Source organism: Pseudomonas sp. MF6396, from assembly GCF_002018915.1.
Classification (GTDB): Bacteria; Pseudomonadota; Gammaproteobacteria; order Pseudomonadales; family Pseudomonadaceae; genus Aquipseudomonas; species Aquipseudomonas palmensis.
This window is the reverse complement of sequence record NZ_MVOK01000008.1, coordinates 199,123-212,314: the sequence shown is the minus strand read 5'-3', so window position 1 is coordinate 212,314 and position 13,192 is coordinate 199,123. Positions and strand designations below refer to the sequence as shown.

General features: G+C 63.9%; 7 protein-coding genes. All 7 read left to right on the top strand.

What is annotated here, in order from left to right; all coding sequences use genetic code 11:
* Position 1: 1 nt before the first annotated feature.
* The 7 genes from flgH (at position 2) to MF6396_RS10900 (ending at position 13,154) form a co-directional block, all read left to right on the top strand.
* Positions 2–697, top strand: coding sequence for a flagellar basal body L-ring protein FlgH (flgH, locus tag MF6396_RS10930; protein ID WP_078480286.1), 696 nt, complete (start codon positions 2–4; stop codon positions 695–697).
* A gap of 12 nt (positions 698–709) precedes the next feature.
* Positions 710–1,819 (top strand): flagellar basal body P-ring protein FlgI, encoded by a 1,110-nt coding sequence (locus tag MF6396_RS10925; protein WP_054915656.1) that lies wholly within the window; start codon positions 710–712, stop codon positions 1,817–1,819.
* A 10-nt stretch (positions 1,820–1,829) separates the two neighbouring features.
* A complete protein-coding gene (gene flgJ / locus MF6396_RS10920; protein WP_043861789.1) occupies positions 1,830–3,035 on the top strand; it encodes a flagellar assembly peptidoglycan hydrolase FlgJ in 1,206 nt (401 codons plus the stop codon).
* A 10-nt stretch (positions 3,036–3,045) separates the two neighbouring features.
* On the top strand, positions 3,046–5,085 hold the full coding sequence (flgK, locus tag MF6396_RS10915; RefSeq protein WP_054915644.1) for a flagellar hook-associated protein FlgK: 2,040 nt from the start codon (positions 3,046–3,048) through the stop codon (positions 5,083–5,085).
* A gap of 13 nt (positions 5,086–5,098) precedes the next feature.
* Positions 5,099–6,682, top strand: a complete 1,584-nt coding sequence (locus MF6396_RS10910; RefSeq protein WP_043861791.1) for a flagellar hook-associated protein 3 — start codon at positions 5,099–5,101, stop codon at positions 6,680–6,682.
* 70 nt (positions 6,683–6,752) lie between these two features.
* On the top strand, positions 6,753–10,310 hold the full coding sequence (locus tag MF6396_RS10905; RefSeq protein WP_078480285.1) for a glycosyltransferase: 3,558 nt from the start codon (positions 6,753–6,755) through the stop codon (positions 10,308–10,310).
* A gap of 57 nt (positions 10,311–10,367) precedes the next feature.
* On the top strand, positions 10,368–13,154 hold the full coding sequence (locus MF6396_RS10900) for a glycosyltransferase (RefSeq protein ID WP_078480284.1): 2,787 nt from the start codon (positions 10,368–10,370) through the stop codon (positions 13,152–13,154).
* Positions 13,155–13,192 lie beyond the last annotated feature (38 nt).

Here is a 13,192-nt window from a genome sequence, read left to right as displayed (position 1 = left end):
CATGAGCCGTTTGTTGTCCGTATTCGCCCTGGGTGGGGTGGTGTTGCTGGCCGGTTGCGTCGCGCCGACGCCAAAGCCCAACGACCCGTACTACGCGCCTGTGTTGCCGCGTACACCCCTGCCTGCAGCGGCCAACAACGGCTCCATCTACCAGGCCGGTTTCGAGCAGAACCTGTACAGCGACCGCAAGGCGTTCCGGGTGGGCGACATCATCACCATCACGCTCAACGAGCGTACCCAGGCGAGCAAGAACGCCAACTCGCAGATCGCCAAGAACAGCAAGGCCGAGCTTGGCCTGACCTCGCTGTTCGGTGCCGGGGTCAACACCAACAATCCGTTTGGCGACGGTGACCTGAGCCTCAGCGCCGGCTACAGCGGCGACCGCGCCACCAAGGGCGACAGCAAGGCGGCCCAGGGCAATACCCTGACCGGTTCGATCACCGTCACCGTGGCCGACGTGCTGCCCAACGGCATCATCGCGGTACGCGGCGAGAAGTGGATGACCCTCAACACCGGCGACGAGCTGGTGCGTATTGCCGGCATGGTACGCGCCGACGACATCGCCACCGACAACACCGTGCCGTCGACCCGGGTCGCCGATGCGCGCATCACCTATTCGGGCACCGGCTCGTTTGCCGCTGCCAGCCAGCCCGGTTGGCTGGACCGCTTCTTCATCAGCCCGCTTTGGCCTTTCTAGGTTCGGATGATCATGTTCAACATCAAGCAGCTGATTGCCGCGACTGTCCTGTTGTCCACCGCGTTCGGCGTACATGCCGAGCGCCTCAAGGACATCGCCAGCATTTCCGGCGTGCGTACCAACCAGTTGATCGGCTACGGCCTGGTGGTGGGGCTCAACGGCACGGGTGACCAGACTACCCAGACCCCGTTCACCCTGCAGACCTTCAACAACATGCTCTCGCAGTTCGGTATCAAGGTGCCGCCGGGCTCGGGCAACGTGCAACTGAAAAACGTCGCGGCAGTGTCGGTGCACGCCGACCTGCCGGCGTTCGCCAAGCCGGGCCAGGTGGTGGACATCACCGTGTCGTCCATCGGCAACTCCAAGAGCCTGCGCGGCGGCAGCCTGCTGATGACCCCGCTCAAGGGTATCGACGGCAACGTCTACGCCATTGCCCAGGGCAACCTGGTGGTGGGCGGCTTCGATGCCGAGGGCCGTGATGGTTCCAAGATCACCGTCAACGTGCCATCGGCCGGGCGTATTCCGGGCGGTGCATCGGTAGAGCGCTCGGTGCCGAGCGGCTTCAACCAGGGCAACAGCCTGACCCTGAACCTCAATCGCCCCGACTTCACCACCGCCAAGCGTATCGTCGACAAGGTCAACGAACTGCTCGGCCCGGGTGTGGCCCAGGCGCTGGATGGTGGCTCGGTGCGCGTCACCGCGCCCCTGGACCCGAGCCAGCGCGTCGACTACCTGTCGATCCTGGAGAATCTCGAGATCGACCCCGGCCAGGCAGTGGCCAAGGTCATCATCAACTCGCGTACCGGTACCATCGTGATCGGCCAGAACGTCAAGGTATCGCCAGCGGCGGTCACCCACGGCAGCCTGACCGTGACCATCACCGAAGACCCGATCGTCAGCCAGCCCGGCCCGTTCTCCAATGGCGAGACGGCAGTGGTGCCGCGCTCGCGGGTCAACGCCGAGCAGGAAGCCAAGCCGATGTTCAAGTTCGGGCCGGGCACTACGCTCGACGAGATCGTGCGTGCGGTCAACCAGGTGGGCGCGGCCCCCGGTGACCTGATGGCGATTCTCGAAGCCCTCAAACAGGCCGGCGCGCTGCAAGCCGACCTGATCGTGATCTGAGGGGCTGGTCATGGATATGCCTAAAAGCGGCATCAGTGCCGCCGACAGTGGTGCCTACACCGACCTCAACCGCCTCAACTCGCTCAAGGTGGGTGATCGCGACAGCGACGCCAACCTGCGCAAGGTCGCCCAGGAATTCGAGTCGCTGTTCCTCAACGAGATGCTCAAGTCGATGCGCTCGGCCAGCGATGTGCTGGCCAAGGACAACCCGCTCAATACCGAAACCACCAAGCAGTACCAGCAGATGTACGACCAGCAGCTGGCGGTGAGCATGTCCCGCGAGGGCGGCGGCATCGGCCTGCAGGATGTGCTGATGCGCCAGCTGTCCAAGCAGAAGGCCACCAACGCTGCAGCGGCGGCCAGCAGCCCGTTCCCGCGGGTCGATCTGCAGCAGCGCAGCCTGTGGGCGACCAAGGTGGCCGAGCCACTGCGTGATGCCGCCAGCACCAGCCACCGCAACGACATGGCGGCGCTCAATTCGCGGCGCCTGGCATTGCCCGGCAAGCTCACCGATCGCCTGCTGGCCGGTATCGTGCCGTCGGCAGATGGAACGCCAGCCACCACCAATACTGCCGCGTTGCCGCAGCGCACCACGGCCATGACCGATGCGCTGGTCAAGGGCGACTGGGCCCCGGCCCAGACTTTTGCCGCGCCGGGCTCGATGCGTATCTACGGACGTGCCGTGGCGCAGCCGCCACTGGCCCCGGCCAAGCGCGCGTTCGATTCCAGCGACGAGTTCGTTACCACCATGCTGCCGATGGCCGAGCAGGCCGCCAAGCGTATCGGCATCGACCCGCGGTACCTGGTGGCACAGGCCGCCCTGGAAACCGGCTGGGGCAAATCGGTGATGCGCCAGGCCGATGGCAGCAGCAGCCACAACCTGTTCGGCATCAAGGCCACCGGCAACTGGAAAGGCGATCAGGCACGTGCGATCACCAGCGAGTTCCGTGACGGGCAGTTCGTTAAGGAAACCGCTGCGTTCCGTTCCTATGACTCCTACCAGGACAGCTTCCACGACCTGGTGAGCCTGTTGCAAAACAATGCTCGCTATAAAGATGCGGTAAATGCGGCCGATAAGCCTGAACAGTTTGTGCGAGAGCTGCAGAAGGCCGGGTATGCAACCGATCCGGACTACGCCAGCAAGATCTCGCAGATCGCAAAACAGATGAAGTCGTACGAGAGCTACGCAGCTGTCGCTACTACAACGAAACTATAAGGTTTGAATTATGGCGAGTTTGATCAATATCGGCTTATCCGGTGCCAGCGCTGCCCAATCGGGCATGCACACCACGGGTAACAACATCGCTAACGTCGATACCGCTGGTTACTCGCGCCAGCAGAACATTCAAAACTCCAAGAGTTCGATCCGCGAAGGCCAGGTGTTCATCGGCACCGGCACCACGCTGGCCGATGTGCGCCGCGTGTACAACAACTTCCTGGAAAACCAGCTGCGTACCACCAACTCGCTGAGCAGCGAGGCCAACGCCTTTCTCGATCAGGTCAGCCCCACCGACAAGCTGCTGTCGGACAAGGACACCGGTATCACTGGCGCCCTGCAGAGCTTCTTCACCGCCCTGCAGAGCGCTGGCGCCAAGCCGACCGAAGACGCCTCGCGCCAGTTGCTGCTGACCAGCGCCCAGGCACTGAGCAAGCGCTTCAACACCATCGCCGCGCAGCTCAACCAGCAGAACACCAACATCAACGGCAACCTGTCGTCGATGGCCACCCAGGTCAACAACCTGACGGCCACCATTGCCAACTACAACGACCAGATCTCCCGCGTGTCGTCATTGCAGGGCAGCCCCAACGACCTGCTCGACAAGCGCAACGAAGCGGTGCGCCAGCTCAGCAACCTGGTGGGCGTGGATGTGGTCGAGCGCGAGGGCAACCTCGACGTGTACCTCAAGAACGGCCAGTCGCTGGTGCTCGGCAAGACCACCAACACCCTCGAGACGGTGAACAGCCCGACCGACCCGACCCGTTCCAACCTGGTGCTCAACCGCGGCACCACCAAGATCGATATCACCAACAGCGTCAGCGGTGGCGAGATCGGCGGCCTGATCACCTACCGCAATGACGTGCTGGAACCGGCGCTCAACGAACTCGGCCGTGTGGCCCTGGTGGTGGCCGACCGGATCAACAGCCAGCTGGCGCAAGGTATCGACAAGAACGGTGACTTCGGCGCGACCCTGTTCAACGATATCAACAACGCCACCATGATGGCTCAGCGCAGCATCGCCAAGGCGGGCAACAACGCCGCCACCGGCAGCCTTAACGTCAACATCAAGGACACCGGCAAGCTGACCACCAGCGACTACCAGGTGACCTTTACCGACGACAACAACTACACCGTCACCCGGCTCCCGGGTGGCACTGCAGTGGGCTCCTACAAGCTGGACGAGACCCCACCGCCGGTGATCGACGGCTTCACCCTGGAAATGAACGGTGGCCTGCCCAGCAAGGGCGACTCGTTCAAGATCACCCCGACCCGCGGCGCCGCGGGCAGCCTCGACACCGTGCTCACCGACCCCAAGCGCATCGCGCTGGCGGCGCCGCTGACCGGCACCAGCGGTGCAGGCAACCAGGGTACCGGCATCATCGGTCAGCCCAACCTGACTTCGATGATCGACATCTACGACTCGGCCCAGCGCATCGAGCTGCAGAACGGCCTGAAGTACTCGACGCCGGTCAAGCTGGTGTTCGGTGATGAAAGCACCAACCCGCAGACCTACAAGATCCACAACGCCCAGGGCGATGAAATCGGCAGCGGTACTATCATTCCGGGCCAGGAAAACAAGCTGCAGATCAACGTGCCGATGGTCGATGCCAGCGGCAACCCGGTGGGTACGCCACAAAAGAACATCACCTTTGAAATGACCGTGGCCGGTTCGCCCAAGCAGGGCGACAACTACACGGTGGGCATGACCGGTGCCGGCTCGGCCGACAACCGCAACGGCCAGGCGGTGATCGATCTGCAGACCAAGGCCACCGTCGACGTCGGCCCCAACGGCAAGGGCATCAGCCTGACCGATGCCTACGGCAAGCTGGTGGAGAACGTCGGCGGCAAGGCGGCCCAGGCCAAGCTCGATACCGAGGCCACCGGGGCCCTGCAGAAGTCTGCGGTAGCCGCCAGCGCTTCGGTGTCCGGCGTCGACCTGGACGAAGAAACCGGCAACCTGATCAAGTTCCAGCAGTACTACACGGCCTCCTCGCAGATCATCAAGATCGCGCAGGAAATTTTCTCCACGCTGATCAACAGCCTTTAAGGAGTCGTAGATCGTGCGCATTTCCACCGCCCAGTTCTACCAGACCAGCACCTCCAACTATCAGGCTAACTTCGCCAAGGCCGTGGAGTCCCAGCAGCAGGCCAGTGACCAGTTGCGCGTACGTACCGCCGCGGACGACCCGGTCGGTGCCGCGCGCCTGCTGCAACTGGAACAGCAGAACAACCTGATCACCCAGTACAGTGGCAACATCTCCAGTGCACGCTCCAGCCTGGGCACCTCCGAGGCCACCCTCAACAGCATCACCAATGTGCTGTCGCGGGTGAAGGAGCTGGCGATCGGCGCCGGCAGCGGCAACATGACCGACAACGATCGCAAGGCCAACGAGCAGGAGTTGTCGCAGCTCGAAGAGCAACTGTTCAGTCTGATGAACAGCCGCGACGAGAACGGCAAGTACATCTTCTCGGGTTCGCGTGGTGACACCCAGCCGTTCGAACGCAATGCCGATGGCACCTACTCGTACAAGGGCGACCAGAGCACCACCAACCTGCAGGTCGGTGACATGCTCAGCGTGGCCACCAACGAGACCGGCTACGACGTGTTCCAGAAGGCGCTAAACACCAGCCGCAGCCAGACCACCATGACCGCGCCTGCCAACCCGGCCGACGTGCGTGTCAACCTGTCCAATGGCCAGGTCTCCGGCAGCTCGACCTACAACGACCTGTTCCGCAGCGGCGAGCCGTACAAGATCGAGTTCGTCAGCGCCACCGAATTCAAGATCACCGACGTCAACAACGTCGACCGTACCCTGGAAGCCACCAATGGCGGGGTCTTCAACCCGAAGGGCGGCAACACCACCATCAATTTCCGCGGCGTCGACATCCGCATGGAAGTCGGCCTGCAGGGCGACGAATTGACCGACCCCACCGCCGCTGACGACGCGGTGCGCGGGCACGAGTTCACCCTCGCTTCCAAGCCCGACGAAATCACCGGCACCCGCAGCCCCGGCAACGTGTCGCCCGACGGCCAGCTCAGCGGCCTGTCGATCGCGGACAAGGCAAAATACGACGCTGCGTTCCCCGGTGGCGGTGCGATCGTCAAGTTCACCAGCGACACCACGTTCGATGTCTATGCGCAGCCGATGACTGCCGACAGCCGTCCTGTGGGCAGCGGTGATACCACCGTCAGCCCGACCCGTGTGGCCGGCGTCGACTTCACCTTCACTGGTACTCCGAAAGATGGCGACCAGTACTCGGTGCAGGTCAACAACCACCAGAACCAGAACGTGCTCGACACCATCCATCAGTTGCGTACCGCGCTGCTGACACCTGTCGACAACGATCCGACAGCCCGCCGCAACTTCCTCGCGTCGATGGACTCGGCTATCTCCAACCTGGCCAGCGCAGCGGACAAGATCGCCGAATCCATCAGCTCCATCGGTGGACGCGGTGCGGCACTGGATGTGCAGGCAGAAACCAACGAAGCCTTGCAGTCGGCCAACACCATCACGCAGAACTCGATCCGCAACGCCGACCCTGCCGAGACGATGATCCGTCTCACGCTTCAGCAGAACATGCTGCAAGCCTCGCAACTGGCCTTCAGCAAGCTGGCCGCGCTCGGGCTGTTCAACCGGCTCTGATTGACCCTTTTCTGCAGTACCCACCCGGGGGCGCTCAGTCGCCCCCGGGGTTTTCTCCAGGTCTATCTCAATGAACGAACTGCCGCTCGTCAGCATCGCCATCCCCGCGTTCAACCCCGAATTTTTCAGCCGCGCCCTGCACAGTGCCATTACCCAGCGTTATGCCAATGTGGAAGTGGTCGTGTGCGACGACAGCCAGGGTGACGAGATCAAGGCGATTTTCGACCTGTGGGCAGGCCAGGCCACGTGCGCGCTGCGGTATGTGCGCAACCCGTCGACGCTGGGCTTTTCGCGCAATGTGCTGATGTGCCTGGAGCAGGCGCAGGGTGAATTCATCAAGTTTCTCTGCGATGACGACTGGCTGGTGAGTGACTGCATCGCTCAGTCGGTGCAGGTGATGCTCGACTGCCCGGATGTGAATGTGCTGGTTCACCATCGGCTGATCTGCGCGGCGGACGAGACGCTGCTGCCCATGCGCCCGGCCAATTGCATGATTTCCCCCAGTAGTGCGGTGATCAACGGCGGCGATTTGCTGGAAGCGCTGGAGAGCAGCCTGCCGAACCTGTTCGGTGGTATAAGCCATGCCCTGTTGCGCCGTGCCCAGGTTCAGGCATTGCTGCCGCAACTGGTGCAGGACGGCGAGGGCTTTCGCGCGCGTCTGGTCGAGGCGCTGTTCATCTGCCTGCTGCGCCGTGGCCACCTGGCCTACCTGAACACCATGCTCAGCCTGGAGCGCGTTCACCCTGGGCGCTTGAGCCATCACCCCAGCATGACCCTGGCTTTCGCTACCGAAAGCGAGTGGTTGCGCCAGATGCTCGCCTCGCGCACCAGTGAACCGGCGCCGGCCAGCGGTTGGGTGCGGCACATTCCACTGGAGCTCTACACCGCCGGCGCAGACAAGGCCTGGGAAGAGTTCGAGCTGACGCGCCTGTATGCGCGCCAGGTCGCCAGTTTTCAGCAACAGGTCGGCACCAGCAGCCTGAGCTTCACCGAGCTGTACGGCGAGTGGCTGGGGTGTCGGGTATTGTCGGCGGCGCAGCTTGACCTGCTGCCCAAGCGCATTGCGCAATGGCCGCGTCGCCCGCGCATCGACGTGCTGGTGCTCGCTGCCCAAGACGATGGCGTGGCACTCAAGGCCACGCTGGACAGCCTCGAGCAACAGTCCTATGCCGCTGCGGCCATTTGCGTGCTGGGCCCGGCAGCGCTGCAACCTTTGAACCCCAAGTTCGTGCAGGTGCACGCCCAGGGCCACGCCATCGAGCAGCTCAATGACTGCGTGACCCGCGATGGGGCGGGTGACTGGGTATTCCTGCTGCGTGCAGGCGACTGCCTGCACCCGCATGCGTTGGTCATCATGGCCGAGCGCATGGCACTGCAACCCGACTGCGCGTGCCTGTACACCGATGAAGGCACCCACGACAACCTGCAGCCCAGCCAGCCGATCTTCAAGCCGGACTTCAACCTGGACCTGATGCGCAGTGTTCCCTACGTAGGCAGGCTGCTGGCCTTCGATACCGCCCGGGTGCGTGAGCAGGGCGGTTTCGACCCGCAGTTCGAGTCGTTGGCCCCCCACGACATGCTCTGGAAACTGGTCGAGAGTCAGGGGTTGGGCGCGGTGGGGCATGTCGCCGAGCTGCTGGTGCAATGTCGCTACGGCTATGAGGCCTGGCAGCGGGAAGCGGCCTGTGCCGTACAGGCACCCAGGGTGCTGCGTGCGCATCTGGCACGCCTGGGCGTCGAGGCCGAGGTGGTCAGCGCCGAAGGTTCGATGTTTGCCCACGTGCAGTATCGACATGCCGATACGCCGGCGGTGTCGATCATCGTTGCCGCAGGCGATGACGTAAAGGCACTGACGCGCTGCGTCGAGTCGATTTTCGAGCACACCGCCTACCGCAACTACGAGATCCTGATTGCTGTCAGTGGTCGTGAGTCGATGCCAGTACAAGGCTGGCTTGCTGCAATGCAGGGGCTTGGCAGCGAGCAGTTGCGCATTGTGCCGGTAGCCTCGGCGAATGGCCCGGCGCTTTACAACCAGGCCAGCCTGCAGGCACGTGGCAGCTACCTGCTGTTGCTCGATTCGGACTGCGTGTTTTTCGACGCGCAATGGCTTGATGAACTGGTAGGTCAGGCCCAGCGCCCAGAGGTCGGCATCGTCGGGCCAAAATTGTGCAACCAGACTGGCAACGTGACCGGAGCAGGCCTGGTGCTGGGGCTGCACGGCCTTGCCAGCAGTCCGTTTTTCGGCCAGCCCGCAGACGCCAATGGCTACATGAATCGGTTGGCTTGCGTGCAGAACTACAGCGCCGTGAGTGGCGTCTGCCTGATGGTACGTCGCGAGCTGTTCGACCAGCTTGGCGGTCTGGACGGCGAAACCTTTTCGACCGGCTTGAGTGATGCCGACCTTTGCCTGCGTATGCGCGACCATGGCTATCTGATCGTCTGGACTCCCTTTGCGGTGGTTGCCAAGGCCACCTCGCAGACGGTGGCCCTGGACGAGCAGCACAAGGACAGCTTCTACGAGCGCTGGCTGCCGCGCGTGGCCAATGACCCGGCGTACAACCACAACCTCAGCTTGCGCATGGCCAGTTTCAACCTGGAGCCGGGCCTGCGCGAGGGGTGGGTGCCGTTCATCCAGCCGGTGCTGCCTTTTGTCATGGCCTTGCCAATCAACACCACTGCGGTCGGACACTATCGCGTCAGCCAGCCGTTCAAGGAGCTGGAACGGGCCGGCTGGATACAGGGACAGTTGAACTATGTGCTGCCGAGCATGGTGGAGCTTGAGCGTTGCAAGCCGGATGTGATCATCCTGCAGTGCCGCTATACCACCGGCTCGCTTGAGGAGATGGCGCGCATCCAGCGACTTTCTTCGGCTCGGCGCATCTACGAGATCGATGACTACATCATCGATGTGCCCGAGAAGAATGAACACCGGCGCAACATGCCCGGCAACATGCGCGAAATGGTCAGCCGCGGTATCGCCCTGTGTGATCGGGTGGTGGTCTCCACCGAGCCACTGGCCGACGCGCTGTCGAGCATGCACCGGGATATTCGCGTGGTCCCCAACATGCTCTCGCGCTCGTTGTGGGGCGGCCTGAAGGGGCGCCGCCAGACGTCGGCGCGTCCGCGTGTCGGCTGGGCGGGCGGCACCAGTCACCGCGGCGACCTCGAACTGCTGGCCGAGGTGGTCAAGACCTTGGCCAATGAGGTCGACTGGGTGTTCTTCGGCATGTGCCCGCCGCTGCTGCGTCCCTACATCAAGGAGTTTCATGCCGGCGTGCCGCTGCACCTGTACCCGCAGAAGCTGGCGGGCCTGAACCTCGATCTGGCGCTGGCACCGCTCGAGCAGAATCTGTTCAACGACTGCAAGAGCAACCTGCGCCTGCTGGAATACGGTGCTTGCGGTTTCCCGGTGATCTGCACCCAGACCAAGGCCTACGGTGGTTACCTGCCCTGTACGCGGGTCGCCAGTAACACCACCGAGCAGTGGCTGGACGCGATCCGCATGCACCTGGCAGATCCGCAGGCCAGTTATCGCCAGGGCGATGCGCTACGCGAAGCGGTACTGCGTGACTACGTACTCAATACACACAATCTGCAGCAATGGGCCAACGGCTGGTTGGCCGATTGACCTCCACCGGCCGGCAAGTCGCCTGGCCGGGCATCCAACAACAGAGGTAGGTGCTTTATGACTGACAACGCAACCGGGTTGGGCAAAGACGTTACGGTCGTGCTGCTGGGGCATGAAGAGCAGGGCTATCGCGAGCGCGCACTGCATTACTACAAGACGCAGGGTCTCGCCTGTGCAGTGGTCGAGCACGCCTCGTCGAACCTGACTGGCGATGCCTGCACCCAGGGGCTGCAGGCGCTGCTTTCGCAGCTTGCAACGCCGTTCGTGAGCCTGGCGCTGGATACCGACTTTGTCCGTGTTCAGGCCCTGGAGGCTGCGGCAGAGCATCTTCATGCGCACCCGCAGTGCCAGTTGGCCCAGGGCTACGTGCTGGGCCACGCCCCCGGCAGCAAGCAGGTGGCCTACCACAAGATCGGCGATGCACTTGATGCCACCGTTGGCGAAAACGCACGTGTTGCCATCGAGCAGTATGCCGCCAGCGGACAGTCGGCCTGGCGTGCGCTCGTGCGAGGACCGACGCTGCAGGCTGTGCTGGCGACCTTGCCCGCCGGGCTCGATTTCGATACCTGGCTGGTGGTGGTGTCGTACTCGATGCTCGGCCAGGGCGCGCTCAAGCGGCTGGACCAGACCGATGCGCTGGTGCAGTACGCCGAAAGCCGGCTGAGCCAGGTCGAACGCGAAGAGCAGCGAGTGCGTGCGGTGCGCGTGCTGCGCCAGTGGGACGCCGACCACCTTCGGCTATGCGCCGACGATGAGGGCTTCACCGTCATCGACCGGTTCGTTGGCGCCACCCAGGGTGGTGTTGCTACCGATCTGCTGTTCACCTCCACCTGGAGCGGCATGAATGCAGCGCCCGAGCGCAGGTTCGAGCCGCGCCAGTTTGTCGAGCTGCCTTACTACAATGCGCCGTTGTTCGAGGTACTGACCGGTCTGGAGTTCCTGTTGCACGCCTGGCCTGTGGGACAGGCCCATCGGCAGGCGGTCGAGGGTACCTGGGTGAGCCAGTTCGAGCTGTTGCGCGAGCACCCCAACGACACCGTCGATACCCTGAGGGCACGCTACTGGCAAGCGTTGGACCTGGGGGTGTTCACCCCCGAGGTTTGCCGCCGTCTGCTTGCGACCCTGGTGGATGAGGACGTCCAGGCCGATGCCCGCGAGCTGCAGGCATGGCTGGAACGCCTGGATGGTCTGCCGGGCATCGACCCGGCCGCGTGGCTCAGGGCCACCGCCTCGGGCCTGGTGCAGGAGTCGATTGCCGCTGCCACGCCGGACGCCGCCACCCAGCAGCGCATCGTCGCCCACCTGAGCAAGCAGCGTGCTGCGCAGATCGCCTTCGTGGTTGTCGACCTGGAAGACGACAACGGCGCACTGCAGAACACCTTCGACAGCCTGTTGGCCAGTGGCCTGCGCGACTTCAAGCTGGTCGTGCTCAAGGCCGGCAAGCCGCCGGTGGTGACCACGCCCCGCGATACCCTGCATTTCATCCAAGTGACGCCGGGCAATTTCGTCTCCCACCTGAACCAGGTGGCGCGTCAGGTACCAAGTGAATGGCTGTTGCTGCTGCAGGCCGGCGACCTGCTGACCGTGGGCGGCTTGCTGCGCCTGCAGGTGGAGCTGGCGTCAGCCCCGGGCTGCCTGGCCATCTGCGCCAACGAAGTGCAGCGCGACTCCGACGGGCGTCTGGTCAGCGTGGTGCGCCAGGGTGGCAACCTGGACCTGCTGCGCAGCCGTCCCGACCTGATGTCGCAGCACTGGCTGGTACGTCGCGAGGCAGTGGTCGAGCTGGGCGGCTACAGCGAAACCTACCCGCAGGCGGTGGAGTTCGACCTGCTGCTGCGTCTGGTCGAGCACAACGGCCTGAACTGCCTGGCACACATGGACGAGTACCTGGTGATCGGTCGGGGCGGGCGTGAGGGCATGGCCCAGGACGCGCTGTCCACGCTCAACCGTCACCTGGCGGCGCTGGGCTACCGTGGCCAGGTCAATGACGCAGGCGAGGGGCAGTTGCAGATCGACTTCCGCCATCAGTCCACGCCACTGGTGAGCATCCTGATCGCGGCCGACGATGACCTCGAGCAACTCAAGGCCTGCGTGGTCAGTGTGCTGCAACGTACCCGCTACCCGCGCTACGAAGTGCTGGTGGCCTGCCGCGACACCCTGGCAGACCTCACGGTCGCTGCGCTGCAAGGGTTTGGCGGGCGGGTCAAGCTGCTGGCCGGCGAACACGTGCAGTCAGCCTCGCAGCTCATCAACCTGGCTGCCGTCAACGCCAGTGGCGAGTACCTGGTGCTGCTCTCCAGCCGTTGCCAGGTGGTGACGCCGGCCTGGATCGAAGCCCTGCTCAACCAGGCCCAGCGCCCTGAAGTGGGCGTGGTAGGTGCGCGTCTGGTGGACCGCGAAGCCGCCATCAGCCATGCCGGTTACGAACTGCTTGCCGGCGCCCAGGTGCAGTCGCCCTGGCTGGGGGTGTCGACGCGCGACAGCAAGGCGTCGCTGTGGTCGGGCGTGGTCCGCAGTTGTGCGGCGGTGTCGGCTGACTGCCTGATGGTACGCAAGGCACTGTTCGAGCAGTGCGATGGCCTGTCTGCCGAGGGCGGTGCCGACATCGAGCTGTGCCTGAAGGCAGCCGATGCCGGCCTGCTGGTGATCTGGGCGCCACAGGCGCAGTTGCTCAGCGACCAGGTGCCGATGCCGGATGCCCAGGCCTGCCAGGCGCTGGAAGGCCGTTGGCCGGCTGCGTTCAGCAGCCGGGTGATCATCGACGGCCGGTTTGGTGTCGATGTGTCGCGCTCGGTCGCTGCCGGTGGTTCGCCGGTGCTGGAGTGGCTCGCCGACCTGGGCTGATGGCGCGGGTTTTGCAAAAGCCGGGTTTCGTACCCGGC

Bases quoted from the DNA above. Each gene is read 5' to 3' on its own strand.
- MF6396_RS10925 (WP_054915656.1), top strand. From the start codon at position 710: ATGTTCAACATCAAGCAGCTGATTGCCGCGACTGTCCTGTTGTCCACC.
- flgJ (WP_043861789.1), top strand. From the start codon at position 1,830: ATGGATATGCCTAAAAGCGGCATCAGTGCCGCCGACAGTGGTGCCTAC.
- flgH (WP_078480286.1), top strand. From the start codon at position 2: ATGAGCCGTTTGTTGTCCGTATTCGCCCTGGGTGGGGTGGTGTTGCTG.
- flgK (WP_054915644.1), top strand. From the start codon at position 3,046: ATGGCGAGTTTGATCAATATCGGCTTATCCGGTGCCAGCGCTGCCCAA.
- MF6396_RS10905 (WP_078480285.1), top strand. From the start codon at position 6,753: ATGAACGAACTGCCGCTCGTCAGCATCGCCATCCCCGCGTTCAACCCC.
- MF6396_RS10900 (WP_078480284.1), top strand. From the start codon at position 10,368: ATGACTGACAACGCAACCGGGTTGGGCAAAGACGTTACGGTCGTGCTG.